The sequence below is a fragment of the Thiomonas islandica genome (assembly GCF_055383445.1).
In genome coordinates this window covers 341,950-355,176 of sequence record NZ_AP042391.1, presented here as the reverse complement: position 1 = coordinate 355,176, position 13,227 = coordinate 341,950, and the positions used below count along the sequence as shown (strand labels likewise).

Below are 13,227 nucleotides of genomic sequence, written 5' to 3'. Positions count from 1 at the left end.
AATGGACGCGCTGCGGCTGGGTCCCATCATCCTGCCCTGGGTACCGCTGCTGCTGGTACTGGGGTATGCGGTGGCGGTGTGGGTTGCGGCGCTGGCGCAGAAGGCCGGATGGGGAGATGCCGAGCCGGCGCTGCTGCCGCTGCTGGTGCTGGCGCTGATCGTGGCGCGAGCGGTGTTCGTGCTGCAGCACGCGGCGGCCTATGGCGGTGTGCTGCAGATGCTCGACATCCGCGACCGGGGATTGGACCCGCTGGCGGGCTGGCTGGCCGCTGCTGCGGGGGTGGCATTGTGGGTCTGGCGTCGTCCTGGCTTGCGCCGCAGTCTGCCAGTCTCGGTCGCATCGGGGGCAGCCGTCGTGCTGGCTGGTATGGGGCTGCTCAGCCTGCTGGCGCCGCCGCGCCCGCCGCTGCCCGCCATCACCCTGCAGGCGCTCGAGGGACCGCCGCTGGCGCTGTCGAGTCTGCGGGGGCGGCCGGCGGTGGTCAACCTGTGGGCCAGCTGGTGCCCGCCGTGCCGGCGCGAACTGCCGATGCTGGTCGCCGCGGCGCAGGCGCACGGCGGCGCGCGCATTGTGCTGGTCAACGAGGGCGAGACGGCGGCGCGAGTGGCGGCGTATCTGCGCCAGGCCGGGTTGCCGGCCTCCGGTGTGTTGCTTGACCCTGATAGCCGGCTGCTTGCGGCCTATCAGTCTCCGGGGCTACCCACCACGCTGTTCGTCCGCGCCGACGGCACGGTGCAGCGGGTCCATATCGGCGAACTCTCTGCAGCCACTCTGCAGCAGGCCATTGCCGGCCTGCGCTGAGGCGCGACCACGCGCGCTCAGGTGCGGCTGTGGCGCTGCGCCTTGCGGCGCGCGGCGTGCAGCAGGCGGCTCGCGGACTCATCGGCCAGCTGGCGTCCGTGCTGCGCCGCCCACTCCTGCGCGAGTCGGCCCAGCGCCGTGGCCGGCTGGCGCGGATCGACCGGGTAACGCAAACGTCGCACCCAGTTGGCTACTTCACCTGCGGGCATGGGTCTGGCCAGCGCGTAGCCCTGCCCGGCGTCGGCGCCCAGCAAGGTGGCGGCTTCGACCAGATCGGGCGTTTCCAGCCCTTCGACCACGACCCACAGCCCCAGGCTTTGCGCTAGCTGCACCAGCGCGCCAATGAAGCCGATGACCTGCGCCGGATCGCGTTCGGCCTCGCGCACCAGGCCCTGGTCGATTTTGACCGTGTGGAACGGCAAGGTGCGCAGGCGCAGCAGGCTGCTGTAGCCGCTGCCCAGGTCGTCCATTACCAGCCGGGCGCCGGTGGCGGCCAGCGCGCGCACTGCATCGTCGCGGCGCTGCGGATCGTCGAATTCGGCGTTTTCCAGCAGTTCAAAGGCCACCCGCTCTGGAGCAACGCCCGCAGCCTGCAACGCGTCGCGCACGAGGTCGGGGCAGTCGGTCTGCAGCAGCACTTCCAGCGGCATGTTGATACTCAGGCCCAGGCGGATACCGTCGCCGTCCCAGCGGGCCAGCTGCTGTGCCGCCTGAGCAAGCCCGCTGCGGAACAGCCGCGACAGCTCGGCTTGACCGAACCAGGGCAGGAACTGTCCCGGCAGGACCAGGCTGCCGTCGTCCAGCCGCAGCCGCGCCAGCGCCTCCACGCCATAGGGACGGCCGGTCTGCAGATCGACCAAGGGCTGCATGTGCATGTCCAGGCCGTGGTCGAACAGGGCGCTGCGCCAGCGCTGGCGCTGGCGCTGGGTCACAGGGATGGGCTGCTGGCGCCCGTGCGCATGCAGCCGCTGCCAGGCGCGGCTCAGCGTCTGGCCGAGGTTGTCGAGAAAGCTGCGGGCGGCGCTGCGCTCGAACATCGCGGGATAGCCGCCGTACAGGCTGAGCACGACCACCACGCGGCCGTTGCGGTCGACCAGCGGAACTGACGCGGCGCTGCGGATGCCGACCTCCAGCGCCGCCTCGCGCCACGGCACAGCCGCAGGGTCGAGCGCGTAGCTGGCCAGGGTGCTGATTCGTTCGGTCTGCCAGGCTGTGACTGTGGGGCCCAGGCTTTCGGCGTGCGCGCCCTGCAGCTTGGGCACCTTGAACTCGCCGTAATGTTTGCGCATGGCCTGTGCGTACGCGTGCATGCCGGCGGATAGTTCGACGACGAAATGGCCGTTGGCATCGGGCGCGCCAATGCCGGCGGCGCGCAGACCGGGCAGGGTGATCAGGCGGTCGAGCGCCGCTTGCATAAACTCGCTCCACGGCGCGCCGTCCTGCAGCGCGTGTTCGAGCGCGATGACGCACTGGTGATAGCGTTCGCGCACACTCTGCGCCGCTTCCACCTGGGCCTGCAGTTCGGTCTGCATGCGCGCGATGAGCAACTGCGTGACGCGCCTGCGATCGCGCGCAAGCACGCGCAAGTGATGGCTCATGTCGATCAGCGACTGAAGGTAAAGCCCTGTGGACTGCACCAGCAGCCGCGTGGGCACGCCGACCAGGGCATGGATTTTGCCAATGCGGTGCGCCGCCGCCAGGTGCTCGGCTTCCTGCAGATCGGCACGCAGCAGTTCATGAAAATGCGCCACCTGCCGCGCCTTGAGGTGAGCGAATTCGTCGGCGGTGAGGTGCGCCAGCAGCTGCGCCGAGTCGGGATCGTGCGCGAGCAGGGTGTAGAAATGGTCGACGAACTCGCCGGCCACTTCCCCCAGCAGCGGCTGCGCCGGTTGCAGCAGATCCTGTGCCTGCGGACCGTAGGGCTGAGGCAGCCAGCTCTCGGCGGTGTCGTCGAGGAAATCGGCCTGTACCTCTTGTCCCCAGCGCAGCCACCACTGCCGGCGCGCGCGCTTGTGCATCTTGATGCTGTAGAGCGCGGCGTCGGCGCGGCGCAGCAGCAGGTCGGCGTCGTCACCGTCGAGGGGGTAGAGCGCCAGCCCCAGGCTCAGGCCCAGATGCTGCTGGCGACCTCCGGGCAGATGCACCGGCACTGGCAGGTAGGCATCGAGCGCCTGCAGACGCTGCTCGGCCTGCTCCACGCCGTGCAGGCCCTGCAGCACCAGCACGAACTCATCGCCGCCGATGCGCGCCAGCAGATCGTCGGGGCCGAGTGCGTCGCGCAGATGCTGCGCCACCTGTTGCAGCACAGCGTCGCCTGCGGCATGTCCCCACTGGTCGTTGAGTGCCTTGAAATCGTCCAGATCGAGCAGCGCCACGGCCACCAGGCGCTGCGCGGCGCGTGCTGCGGCAAGGCGCTGCGGCAGCCACTCATCGAGCGCGTGGCGGTTGGGCAGGCAGGTGAGGGCGTCATGCTGCGCCTGCCACTTCATGCGCTGGTGCGCGGCGCGGCGCTCGCTCACGTCCTGGCCGACCCACACCGAGTCTACGCCGGGTTGACCGGTCACGGCCTGTCCCGACAGCTCGCACCAGAACACGCTGCCGTCCGCGCGGCGCATCTGCACTTCCAAGGTGATGCGTTCACCGCGCGCCATCGCGGCATACACGGCCTGTCCAGTGGCCTGATAATCGGCTTCGCTGGCGTAGATCGCACGGGCGGGCAGACCTTCGAGCGACTTGACATCGGGGTAGCCGAACATCTCGGCCATGCGCGCGTTGGCTCCACGAATGGTGCGCTCTCCGACCAGCGCGATGCCCACCAGCGCATTGTCTAGCATGGCATCGCGCAGGGCCTGGGCCGACTCGCGCTCGCGCTTGAGCAGGTCCATGCGCAGCAAGGCGCCGGCAATCGACGCGACGAATTCGAGCAGCCGGCGTGCGTCGGCATCCGGATGGCCCGGCTCCAGGCCGGTGAGCGCAAAGCTGCCGATCACGCGCTCGCCGTCGCGCACCGGCCAGGACCAGCAGGAACGCAGCTTCCACTGCTGCGCCACGGCGCGCAGGTCGTCCCAGCGGGAATCGGTGGCGATGTCGGCAATGAAGATCGGCGCGTTGTGCAGCACCGCATTGCCACAGGAGCCGGCGCCGGGGCCGGGCGCCAGACCATCGAACGCCTGGACCAGTTCCGGCGGGCCGCTGGGCACGGCCAGCGGGTGCAGCAAGCCGTCTGCCTCCAGCCGCAGCAGGCTGGCGATGCGCCCGGGGGCAGCCTGCTCGGCCACGCGGCACAGCAGCGCGGCCAGCACCTCGATCGGTTCACCCGCAGCCAGTCTGCGCAGCACTTCGCCGGGCAGCTCGAACAAATCCAGTGGGGACGCCGCTTCTGACATGTGGCGATCTCGCAAGGAAAAGGAAAAGGGCGGCGCGGCCACCGTACGGGAATCGCGACTTTACAATGCGCGGCGCCGGATCGAGTGTGAAATTTGCCGCAAAACGCCCCGATTTGGCGAGAACAAACCCTGCGCGCATCGTCGCGCCCCTCCTTGCCTGCCTGCGCATCGTGCTCGCAGCGACGCGCGGCGTCTTTCATGCTCACTCTGCGCCAAACCCTGGCCGCCATCGGCGGTCTGCTGCTCAATGCCTTCGTCTGGGGTGTGTCGTGGTGGCCGTGGCGCCAGTTCGACGCGCTCGGTCTGAACCCGCTGTGGGCCACCGCGGCAACCTATGCGTTGTGCACCGTGCTGATCGTTGCCGCGCGGCCGCAGGCGCTGCGGGGGCTGTGGCGTCACCCGCCGCTGTGGGGGATTCTGATCGCCTCTGGGGCGACGAATACGGCGTTCAACTGGGGCGTGACCGCAGGCGATGTGGTGCGGGTGGTGCTGCTGTTCTATTTGATGCCGGTGTGGGCGACGTTGCTGGCGCACTGGCTGCTGCGCGAGCGGCTCACCCGTCTGATGGTGCTGCGCCTGGTGCTGGCGCTGGGCGGGGCGATGGTGGTGCTGTGGCCGCCGCATGGCGGCTTGCCGCTGCCGCGGCAGGCAGCGGACTGGCTGGGGCTGGTCGGCGGCATGTTTTTTGCGCTGAACAATGTGCTGCTGCGCAAGTACGGACATACGCCCGCCGAGGCGCGCGGGCTGGCAATGTTTGCCGGTGGGGTGATCGTCGCCGGCGGTTTGGCGGCGGTGCTCAGCTGGCAGGGGAGCGTCGCGCCGCTACCGGCGCCTGCACCGGACTGGATGCTCGGGGTGGGGCTGATGGCGCTGGCGCTTCTTGCGGCCAACTTCGGCTTGCAATACGGCGCGCAGCAGTTGCCGTCGGCATTGACTGCGGTGGTCATGACCACGGAAATCGTGTTCGCCAGCGGCAGTGCGGTGCTGCTCGGCGCGCAGCAGCTCAGCGCGCAGGCCATGCTGGGCGGCAGCCTGATCGTGCTGGCCATGCTGCTTGCGGCATGGCGGGGGAAGGCCGAGTCGCCCGCGGGGTGAGCTGCGGGCGCTCAATGCCGGAATCCGCCGAGGTTTTCGTTGCTCATGCCATCGAGGGCCTCGATCAGTCCGACGCGGGTGAGGTTCTTGCCGGCCTTGCGCAGCGCCAGCACCAGCACTTTTGCGTCGATATAGCCCTCCAGGCTGGTGAAGTCGTCGTCGTTCTTGTGGCCGACGGCGTTCATCGCGGCCTGATACTCACGCACCAGCGGGGTGACGGTGGAAAACGGAAACGGCACGACTTGGGTGATGATGACCCCGTTGCCCAGGGGGCCGAGCGCCTTGGCCAGCGCGTGCGAGCCGACGAAGCTGACATTGGCGAACTGGCCGCCGTAATCCCGGGCCAGGGCCTGCTGGTTGAATGCAGCGACTTCCGTATAGGTGCCCACTTCGACGATGAGATCGGGCTTGGTCGGGAGGATGGATGCCAGTGCGCTGGCTCAGGGCATACCGTGCAGCGCTTCGTCCAGCAGTTCCACCCAGTGCTGCACTGGGATGGTGGTGACGGCTTGCAGATGTCCGATGCAGCCGATGTTGCTGCTGACGATGCGCTGCGGTGCGGTTTCGGCCAGGTGCTGCAGCTTGCGGTTGCGCAGCTGCTGAGACAGCTCGGGCTGCAGCACTGAATACGTGCCGGCAGAGCCGCAGCACAGGTGGCTTTCCAGCGGCAGCTTGACCTCGAAGCCCAGTTCGCGCAGCAGCCCTTCGGCCTTGCCGCGCACCTGCTGCGCATGCTGCAGGGTGCACGGCGGGTGGTAGGCGAGGTGTTCCGCCGGTTTGTTTTTCAGCAGGGTCTTGAGTGCGGGGGCAAACTGCGGCAGATATTCGCTGATGTCCTGGCATAGCGCGCTGATGCGCTGCGCGCGGTCGGCGTAGGCAGGATCATGTCGCAGATGGTGGCCGTATTCCTTGACCATCGCGCCGCAGCCAGAGGCGTCCATCACGATGGCCTCGACCGCGCCGCGCTCCACCAGAGGCCACCAGGCGTCGATGTTGCGTTTCATGTCGGCCAGCGCGCCGTCGTGGTCGGACAGGTGCTGGCGGATCGCACCGCAGCAGCCTGCGCTGTCGGCGAGCAGCGGCCGCACACCCACGGCGTCGAGCACGCGCGCGGCGGCCGCGCCGATATTGGGCATCAGCGCGGGTTGCACACAGCCGGCGAGCATCAGTACCTTGCGCGCATGGCTGCGCTGCGGGCGCTTGCCTGCGCGCTGCCGCGGCGGCACCTTGTCGCGCAGCGCGGCGGGCACCAGTGGGCGCAGCGCCTGGCCGAGCTTGAGCGCCGGAGCGAACAGCCTGGAGGTCATGCCCTCGCGCAGCGCCCAGCGGGCGAGTTTTTCCCCGGCCGGGCGTTCCACTTTGGCGTCGACCACGGCGCGGCCGATGTCCAACAGCTTGCCGTATTCCACCCCGGACGGGCAGGTGGTCTCGCAGCTGCGGCAGGTCAGGCAGCGGTCGAGGTGGAGTTGCACATGACGCGTCGGCGCGGCGCCTTCGAGCACCTGTTTGATCTGGTAGATGCGCCCGCGCGGGCCGTCGAGCTCGTCGCCCAGCAGTTGATAGGTGGGGCAGGTGGCGGTGCAGAAGCCGCAGTGCACACAGTTGCGCAGAATGGCCTCGGCCTGCTGGCCCTCGGGCGTCGCGGCGAATTCGGGACTGAGATGGGTTTCCATCGCGATCAGAACAGTGTGGGGAACACGCCATGCGGATCGAAGGCGGTCTTGAGGTTGCGCTGGATGCGCGCCAGCGTGGCCTGCGCCGGGGCGAACACCGGCACCGCGGGGTCTCCACCGCGAAAGCGGGTGGCATGGCCGCCGGCCTGGTGTGCGGCCTCGAAAATGATCGATGCCGGCGCGGCGCTGATCAGCCAGCGCTGGCCGCCGAACCATTCCACGAGCTGTGTACCCGACAGGTCGAGCGCGGGCGCGGTGGGCGGCAGCGACAGCCGCCACAGCGCCGCCTGCGAGTCGCCCGGCCAGGTGGGCGAAAACCACGGCAGCGACTGCTCGCGCAAGCCGCTCCAGAAGGCGTCGGCCTCGGCGTCGGGCAGGCGCTCACCGCCCAGCCTGGCGCAGGCGGCCTGCACCGCGGACTGCGCGCCGCGCAGCCGCAGGGTGAGCACGCCCTTGCCGGTGCCCGCGCTGCGATCGGGCAACCAGGCGCTGGCGTTCAGCGGTAGCGGTTGTGCCGCCCAAGTGTTGCAGCGGGTGATGGCCTCGTCCTGGGTCATGGCAAAGCGCAGCGTGGCCTGCGCGGGCGCATGCGGCAGTACCTTGAGCGAGACCTCGAGAATGACGCCGAGTGAGCCCAGCGAGCCGCACAGCAGGCGCGACACATCGAAACCGGCGACGTTTTTCATCACCTCGCCGCCGAAGCGCAGCACCTCCCCCTTGCCATTGAGCAGCGTGGCGCCCATCACATAGTCGCGCACGCCGCCTGCGCTGATGCGCGCCGGGCCGCTCATCGCGCTGGCGACCATGCCGCCCAGCGTGGCTTGGCCGCTGCGGGCGAAATGCGGCGGCTCGAACGGCAGGAACTGCCGATGTCCGGCCAGCGCCGTCTCGATCTCGGCCAGCGGGGTGCCGGCGCGGGCGGTGATGACCAGCTCGGTCGGCTCGTAATGGGTGATGCCCGACAGCAGCGTGGTCTCCAGCGTGTGCTCGGCGGTGTCCATATGGGTGTGCTGCGCTGCGGCCCACCACGGCGCCTTGCTGTTGCCGGCGTGGATGCGGATGCGCTCGCCGTGCGTGGCGGCCTCGCGGACCAGGTCTTGCCAGAGAGGAATCAGGACGTCTGCTTGCATGGGCGGGAGTGTGCCGCGGCCTGCGGCATGCGCAGTCTGGGGATGCGCAGGCGTTAGAACCGGGGAAGGTCGGGAAAGGGCAGCAGGCCGCCGCGCACATGCATCTTGCCGTACTCGGCGCAGCGCGCATGGGTGGGAATCTGCTTGCCAGGGTTGAGGGTTTCGCCGGGGTCAAACGCGCGGCGCAGCGCGAGGAACTGCTCACGCTCCTCGGGGCTGAACTGCACGCACATGGCGTTGATCTTCTCGAAGCCCACGCCGTGCTCACCGGTGATCGTGCCGCCCATCGCCACGCTGGTTTCCAGGATTTCAGCGCCGAATTCCTCGGCGCGGTGCAGCTCGCCGGGCTGGTTGGCGTCGAACAGGATCAGCGGGTGCAGATTGCCGTCGCCCGCGTGGAACACGTTGACGCAGCGCAACCCGTACTTACGCTCCATGCCCTGGATGGCTTCGAGCATGTCGGCCACGCGCTTGCGCGGAATGGTGCCGTCCATGCAGTAATAGTCGGGCGAGATGCGGCCGGTGGCGGGAAACGCATTCTTGCGCCCGCTCCAGAAGCGCAGGCGCTCGGCCTCGCTGTCGCTGACCTTCAGCGCGGTGGCGCCACAGCGCTCGAGCACCGCGATCATGCGGCCGATCTCTTCTTCCACCTCTTCAGGCGTGCCGTCGCTTTCGCACAGCAAAATGGCTTTGGCCTGCAGATCGTAGCCGGCGTGGACGAAGGCTTCGGCAGCCACGGTCATCGGCTGGTCCATCATTTCCAGCCCGGCGGGGATGATGCCTGCGGCGATGATGGCCGCCACCGCGTCGCCCGCCTTGCGCAGGTCGTCGAAACTCGCCATGATGCAACGCGCCAGCTGCGGCTTGGGCAGCAGTTTCACCGTGACCTCGGTGACCACCATCAGCATGCCTTCGCTGCCGATCACTGCGGCCAGCAGATCGGGACCGGGGTAGTCGCAGGCCAGGCTGCCGATGGTGACCGGCTCGCCTTCCACCGTGTAGCCGCGCACCTGCAGCACGTTGTGCACGGTCAGGCCGTATTTCAGGCAGTGCACGCCGCCGGAGTTTTCGGCGATGTTGCCGCCGATGGTGCAGGCGATCTGGCTGGATGGGTCGGGCGCGTAGAACAGTCCATAGGGCGCCGCCGCCTCGGAAATCGCCAGATTGCGTACCCCGCATTCCACCGTGGCAGTGCGGGCGATCGGGTCGATGCGCTTGATGCGGTTGAACCGCGCCAGCGCCAGCAGCACGCCGTCCTCATGCGGCAGCGCCCCGCCCGACAGTCCGGTGCCCGCGCCGCGCGCCACCACCGGCACATTCAGCTCGTGGCATGCCTTGAGCACCGCTGCCACCTGCGCCTCGGTCTCTGGCAGCGCGACCACCAGCGGTTTGCGGCGGTAGGCCGACAGGCCGTCGCACTCGTAGGGTGTGACCTCCTCGGGCTGCCACAGCAAGATGTGCGGCGGCACCACCGCACCCAGCGCGGCAGCGACCTCCGCCTGCCGCGCCGCACGTGCGGCGAGCTCGGGGTTCAAAGGGGCATTCATCGCGGGTCGTCTGGTTCACATGGTTGTGATTGTGTCGGGATTATCGCTTTTGCTGCACTGCAGCGGGGCAGGGCTAACCCGGCATTGGCCGGGCGCCGGCGGCAAAGCTGTGTTGCGCAAAAGTCAGCATGCGCGCCGCTGCGCCTTCCTGGTCCGCCGCCGCTTCAGCCTCGTTTCAGGAACTCTGCCCGTTCGCCGGGGACGAAGCAAGGCGCAGCCCGAGGCGGTCTGGCCAGACCGCTTCGGGCTGCGTGAATCATTTGCCAAGGAGAACGATGATGCGTCTGTCCTTCAAACCCTTGATCGCGGCGCTCGCGCTGGCCGTGCCTGGGCTGGCGCTGGCCGCACAGCCGCTGGTCGTGCGTTTCGACGGTCACGACATGCCGATGTCTGAAACCGTGCAGACCGTGCACACTGCCGCCGGGCCGGCGCAGATCCGAACCTGGACCTGGCAAAGCCCGCACGGCCATGCCCAGGTGGTGATCCAGCAAGCGCAGGGCAGCCTGCCGCCGGCCCTGGCGCTGCAGCAATTGCGCACGATGGAGATGCCGCTGCTGCAGGCGCAGCAGGCCATGGCGCAGATGACCGCGCTGATGAATGCGCAATTGCAGGCCACATTCGGCCCGCTGTCTACCCTGCCGGTGATGCTGCCGCAGCCGTCATGCGTGCCGCAGTCGGTGTTGCCCGCGACGGTGATCGTCGTGCCCGCGCCCGCGGTTCCCACCCAACACCCGACGCCGCCGCATCCCATCACCCCCGGTCTGCGGGTGTGAGCGCGCCCGGCGCTGCGGCGCCGGGTGATTCGGCTTGCAGCGGACGCGGCACTGTGAAATACTGATCATATAAACAGTATTTCAGTGCACTGCCCCACCGGTTCGGGCGGTGCGGGGTGCCATGACGCTGCGATGCCTGCTGGTCGATTTCAACTCTTACTTCGCCTCGGTCGAGCAGCAGCTCCGCCCGGAGCTGCGCGGGCGCCCGGTGGGTGTGGTGCCGATGCTGGCTGACACCACCTGCTGCATCGCTGCCAGCTACGAGGCCAAGGCCTTCGGCGTGAAAACCGGCACGCAGGTGGCGCAGGCGCGCAAGCTGTGCCCGGGCATCGTGTTCGTGGTGGCGCGGCATGCCGAGTATGTGCAGTTCCACCACCGCGCAGTGGCCGTGGTCGACACCATCGCCCCGGTCGAGCAGGTGCTGTCGATCGACGAAATGGCCTGCAGCCTGCCGATGGGCTGGACCAGCCGCGAGCGCGCAACCACCCTGGCGCTGCGCCTGAAGGCCGCGCTGCGCGAGGCGCTGGGCGAGTGTCTGCGGGTGTCGGTAGGCATTGCGCCCAATGTGTTTCTGGCCAAGCAGGCGTCGAACCTGCAAAAGCCCGACGGCCTGGTGGTGCTCGACACGGACGACCTGCCCGGCCCGCTGTTGCGCATGCAGCTCACCGATCTCACCGGCATCAATGTGCGCATGCTTGCGCGGCTGCAGGCGCACGGTATCCACACGGTCGAGCAGCTCTGGCGTGCCCGGCGCGAGCAGCTGCGCGTGGTGTGGGGCGGCATCGCGGGCGAGGCGTTCTTCGACCGGCTGCACGGGCTGGCCTCGGGCGTGCCTGCTGCCGCGCCGCGGCGCTCGCTCGGGCATTCGCATGTGCTGCCGCCCGAGATGCGCAGCGCCGAAGGGGCGCTTGCCGTGCTCGACCGCCTCACGCAAAAGGCGGCGATGCGCCTGCGCCGCGAGCAGTTGCTGGCTGGTGCGATGACCGTGATGCTCAAGCTCACCCGCAGGCCTGGCGAGCGCCTGCGGCCCGAGCGCGGCGCGCGCTTTACCCCCACCGCCGACACCCGTGCGCTGCTGCACACCCTGCGCGGGCTGTGGCCCGGCATGGTGCCGCCGGGCTGGGCGCCGATGAAAGTGGCGATGTTGCTGCACGACCTGCGCCAGCCCGGGCAGACCAGCGCCAGCCTGCTCGCAAGCGACGCCCCGGGAACCGAGGCGCAGCAGGCCGCGCTGTGGGGCGCGGTGGACGCGCTCAACATGCGCTTCGGTCGCCACACCATCTACTGCGGCAGCGGCCACCAGGGCCGAAACGAGGCGCCGATGCGCATTGCGTTCAACCACATCCCCGATCTGCAGACGGAGGGGTGAGGATCGTCAGCGCGCCGCGCTCGATGCCGCAGGCAAGGGGCCGATCGCCGGGGTGTTTTCATCCCCCCAGCCACCGCCCAGTGCCTGGATCAGCGCCACCGCCGCGGCGTAGCGCCGGTTCAGCAAGGCGAGCTGTGCGTTGCGCGCCGTGGTCAATGTGGTCTGCGCGCTGAGCACGTTCAGATAGGGCGCGGTGCCCGCCTTGTACTGGTTTTCGGCCAGGCGCAGCTGCATCTGCGCGGCGCGCACCACCTCGGCCTGCTGCTGCGCCTCCTGCGCCAGGATGCGCTGCGCGGCAAGGTTGTTTTCCACCTGCTGCAAGGCGGCGAGCACACTCTGGCGGTAGTTGGCCACGGTCTGGCGATACGCCGCCTGGCTGATCCGCACCTGCGCGCGGCGCGCGCCGCCGTCGAACAGCGTGGCCGCCAGCTGCGGCCCGAGCGACCAGAACAGCGACGGCGCGGACAACAGCTCGGTGATGCGCGCCGCCTGGCTGCCGCCTTGCGCCGTGAGGGTGAGGTTGGGGAACCACGCGGTCTGCGCCACGCCGATCTGCGCGTTGGCCGCCTGCACCTGCTGCTGCGCGGCGGCCAGATCGGGGCGGCGCTGCAGCAGTTGCGCGGGCAGGCCCGCAGGAATCGCGGGCACGCTGGGCAGCGCGCCGCTGGCGGGCAGGGTGAAGTCGGCCGGGGCCTTGCCGACCAGCACGGCAATCGCGTTCTGTAATTGCGCGCAGGCCACACCCAGATCGGTCAGGCTGGTCTGCGCCTGCAGCAGCTGGGTGCGCGCTTGCGCTACCGCACCGGCGGTGTCCACCCCGGCCCTGTAGCGGTTTTCGGTGAGCTGTAGCGCGCGCTGATAGGCGGCCACAGTGTCGCGCGCCAGCTGGATCTGCGCGTCCACGGTACGTAGTTGCAGATAGCTGGTGGCCAGGGCCGATTGCAGGCTGAGCTGGGTGCCCGCCAGTGTGGCGGCGCTGGCCGCGGCGGTGGCCTGCCCTGCCTGCACCTGCAGCCGCACCTTGCCCCAGAGATCGGGCTCCCAACTGGCGCCCAACGACGCGCTGACGCTGTTGCCGACCGCACCGATGCTGGCGCTGCGTGAACGGCTCGCTGCAGCGCCTACGGTCACTGCGGGGTCGTACGCGGCCTGCGCCTGCGCCAACGCGGCCTGCGCCTGTTCATAGGCGGCAAGCTGCGCTGCCAGGCTCTGGTTGTGCTGTGCCACCTGCTCCTCCAGCGCCGCGAGCACCGGGTCGTCGAACACAGTCCACCACGCGCCGCGTGGCGCGGCGGCCAGCGGCTGCGCCGGCTGCCAGCCATCTTGCGCCTGGGCATAGCCGGCGGGCAGGGCGATGTGGACCGTAGGCTCGGGCGGGGTGGCGGCGCAGGCGCCGAGCAGCAGCGCCAGCGCGGCGGCAAGCAACAGACGGTGCGGGGCGGTTGGGCTCAT

General features: G+C 69.4%; 10 protein-coding genes. 4 read left to right on the top strand and 6 right to left on the bottom strand.

Features of this window, described 5'->3' with window-relative positions; all coding sequences use genetic code 11:
• Position 1: 1 nt before the first annotated feature.
• A complete protein-coding gene (locus ACZ47F_RS01655) occupies positions 2-802 on the top strand; it encodes a TlpA family protein disulfide reductase (RefSeq protein ID WP_464925579.1) in 801 nt (266 codons plus the stop codon).
• Positions 803-819: 17 nt separating this feature from the next.
• On the opposite strand, the gene ACZ47F_RS01650 is transcribed toward ACZ47F_RS01655, so the two are convergent.
• Positions 820-4,188, bottom strand: a complete 3,369-nt coding sequence (locus ACZ47F_RS01650) for an EAL domain-containing protein (protein ID WP_464925578.1) — start codon at positions 4,186-4,188, stop codon at positions 820-822.
• A gap of 198 nt (positions 4,189-4,386) precedes the next feature.
• Between ACZ47F_RS01650 and ACZ47F_RS01645 the strand changes: the two genes are divergently transcribed.
• A complete protein-coding gene (locus ACZ47F_RS01645; RefSeq protein ID WP_464925577.1) occupies positions 4,387-5,283 on the top strand; it encodes a DMT family transporter in 897 nt (298 codons plus the stop codon).
• Between the two features lie 11 nt (positions 5,284-5,294).
• Here ACZ47F_RS01645 and ACZ47F_RS01640 read toward each other — a convergent pair whose 3' ends face one another.
• From ACZ47F_RS01640 to ACZ47F_RS01625, 4 genes are read right to left on the bottom strand one after another with little or no spacing between them, the layout of a single operon-like run.
• The gene (locus tag ACZ47F_RS01640) at positions 5,295-5,672 is read right to left on the bottom strand and encodes an ABC transporter substrate-binding protein (protein ID WP_464925576.1); all 378 of its coding nucleotides are present in this window, start codon (positions 5,670-5,672) and stop codon (positions 5,295-5,297) included.
• A gap of 51 nt (positions 5,673-5,723) precedes the next feature.
• Complete coding sequence (gene glcF / locus ACZ47F_RS01635) at positions 5,724-6,956, bottom strand: glycolate oxidase subunit GlcF (RefSeq protein ID WP_464925575.1); 1,233 nt, start codon at positions 6,954-6,956, stop codon at positions 5,724-5,726.
• A 5-nt stretch (positions 6,957-6,961) separates the two neighbouring features.
• Positions 6,962-8,086, bottom strand: a complete 1,125-nt coding sequence (gene glcE / locus ACZ47F_RS01630; protein ID WP_464925574.1) for a glycolate oxidase subunit GlcE — start codon at positions 8,084-8,086, stop codon at positions 6,962-6,964.
• 53 nt (positions 8,087-8,139) lie between these two features.
• Positions 8,140-9,633: an FAD-linked oxidase C-terminal domain-containing protein gene (locus ACZ47F_RS01625; protein ID WP_464925573.1), complete on the bottom strand. Its 1,494-nt coding sequence runs from the start codon at positions 9,631-9,633 to the stop codon at positions 8,140-8,142.
• 278 nt (positions 9,634-9,911) lie between these two features.
• Here ACZ47F_RS01625 and ACZ47F_RS01620 point away from each other — a divergent pair, with 278 nt between their 5' ends.
• Together ACZ47F_RS01620 and ACZ47F_RS01615 are read left to right on the top strand one after the other, a co-directional pair.
• Complete coding sequence (locus ACZ47F_RS01620; RefSeq protein ID WP_464925572.1) at positions 9,912-10,406, top strand: hypothetical protein; 495 nt, start codon at positions 9,912-9,914, stop codon at positions 10,404-10,406.
• Positions 10,407-10,527: 121 nt separating this feature from the next.
• Entirely contained in the window at positions 10,528-11,775 is a 1,248-nt protein-coding gene (locus tag ACZ47F_RS01615) for a Y-family DNA polymerase (protein WP_464925571.1), read from the top strand.
• 6 nt (positions 11,776-11,781) lie between these two features.
• Here ACZ47F_RS01615 and ACZ47F_RS01610 read toward each other — a convergent pair whose 3' ends face one another.
• Positions 11,782-13,227, bottom strand: a complete 1,446-nt coding sequence (locus ACZ47F_RS01610; protein WP_464925570.1) for an efflux transporter outer membrane subunit — start codon at positions 13,225-13,227, stop codon at positions 11,782-11,784.

Excerpts from the sequence above, each read along its gene's own strand:
- ACZ47F_RS01655 (WP_464925579.1), top strand. The coding sequence starts at position 2 with ATGGACGCGCTGCGGCTGGGTCCCATCATCCTGCCCTGGGTACCGCTG.
- ACZ47F_RS01615 (WP_464925571.1), top strand. The coding sequence starts at position 10,528 with ATGACGCTGCGATGCCTGCTGGTCGATTTCAACTCTTACTTCGCCTCG.
- glcF (WP_464925575.1), bottom strand. The coding sequence starts at position 6,956 with ATGGAAACCCATCTCAGTCCCGAATTCGCCGCGACGCCCGAGGGCCAG.
- ACZ47F_RS01625 (WP_464925573.1), bottom strand. The coding sequence starts at position 9,633 with ATGAATGCCCCTTTGAACCCCGAGCTCGCCGCACGTGCGGCGCGGCAG.
- ACZ47F_RS01645 (WP_464925577.1), top strand. The coding sequence starts at position 4,387 with ATGCTCACTCTGCGCCAAACCCTGGCCGCCATCGGCGGTCTGCTGCTC.
- ACZ47F_RS01650 (WP_464925578.1), bottom strand. The coding sequence starts at position 4,188 with ATGTCAGAAGCGGCGTCCCCACTGGATTTGTTCGAGCTGCCCGGCGAA.
- glcE (WP_464925574.1), bottom strand. The coding sequence starts at position 8,086 with ATGCAAGCAGACGTCCTGATTCCTCTCTGGCAAGACCTGGTCCGCGAG.
- ACZ47F_RS01620 (WP_464925572.1), top strand. The coding sequence starts at position 9,912 with ATGCGTCTGTCCTTCAAACCCTTGATCGCGGCGCTCGCGCTGGCCGTG.
- ACZ47F_RS01610 (WP_464925570.1), bottom strand. The coding sequence starts at position 13,227 with ATGAGCCCAACCGCCCCGCACCGTCTGTTGCTTGCCGCCGCGCTGGCG.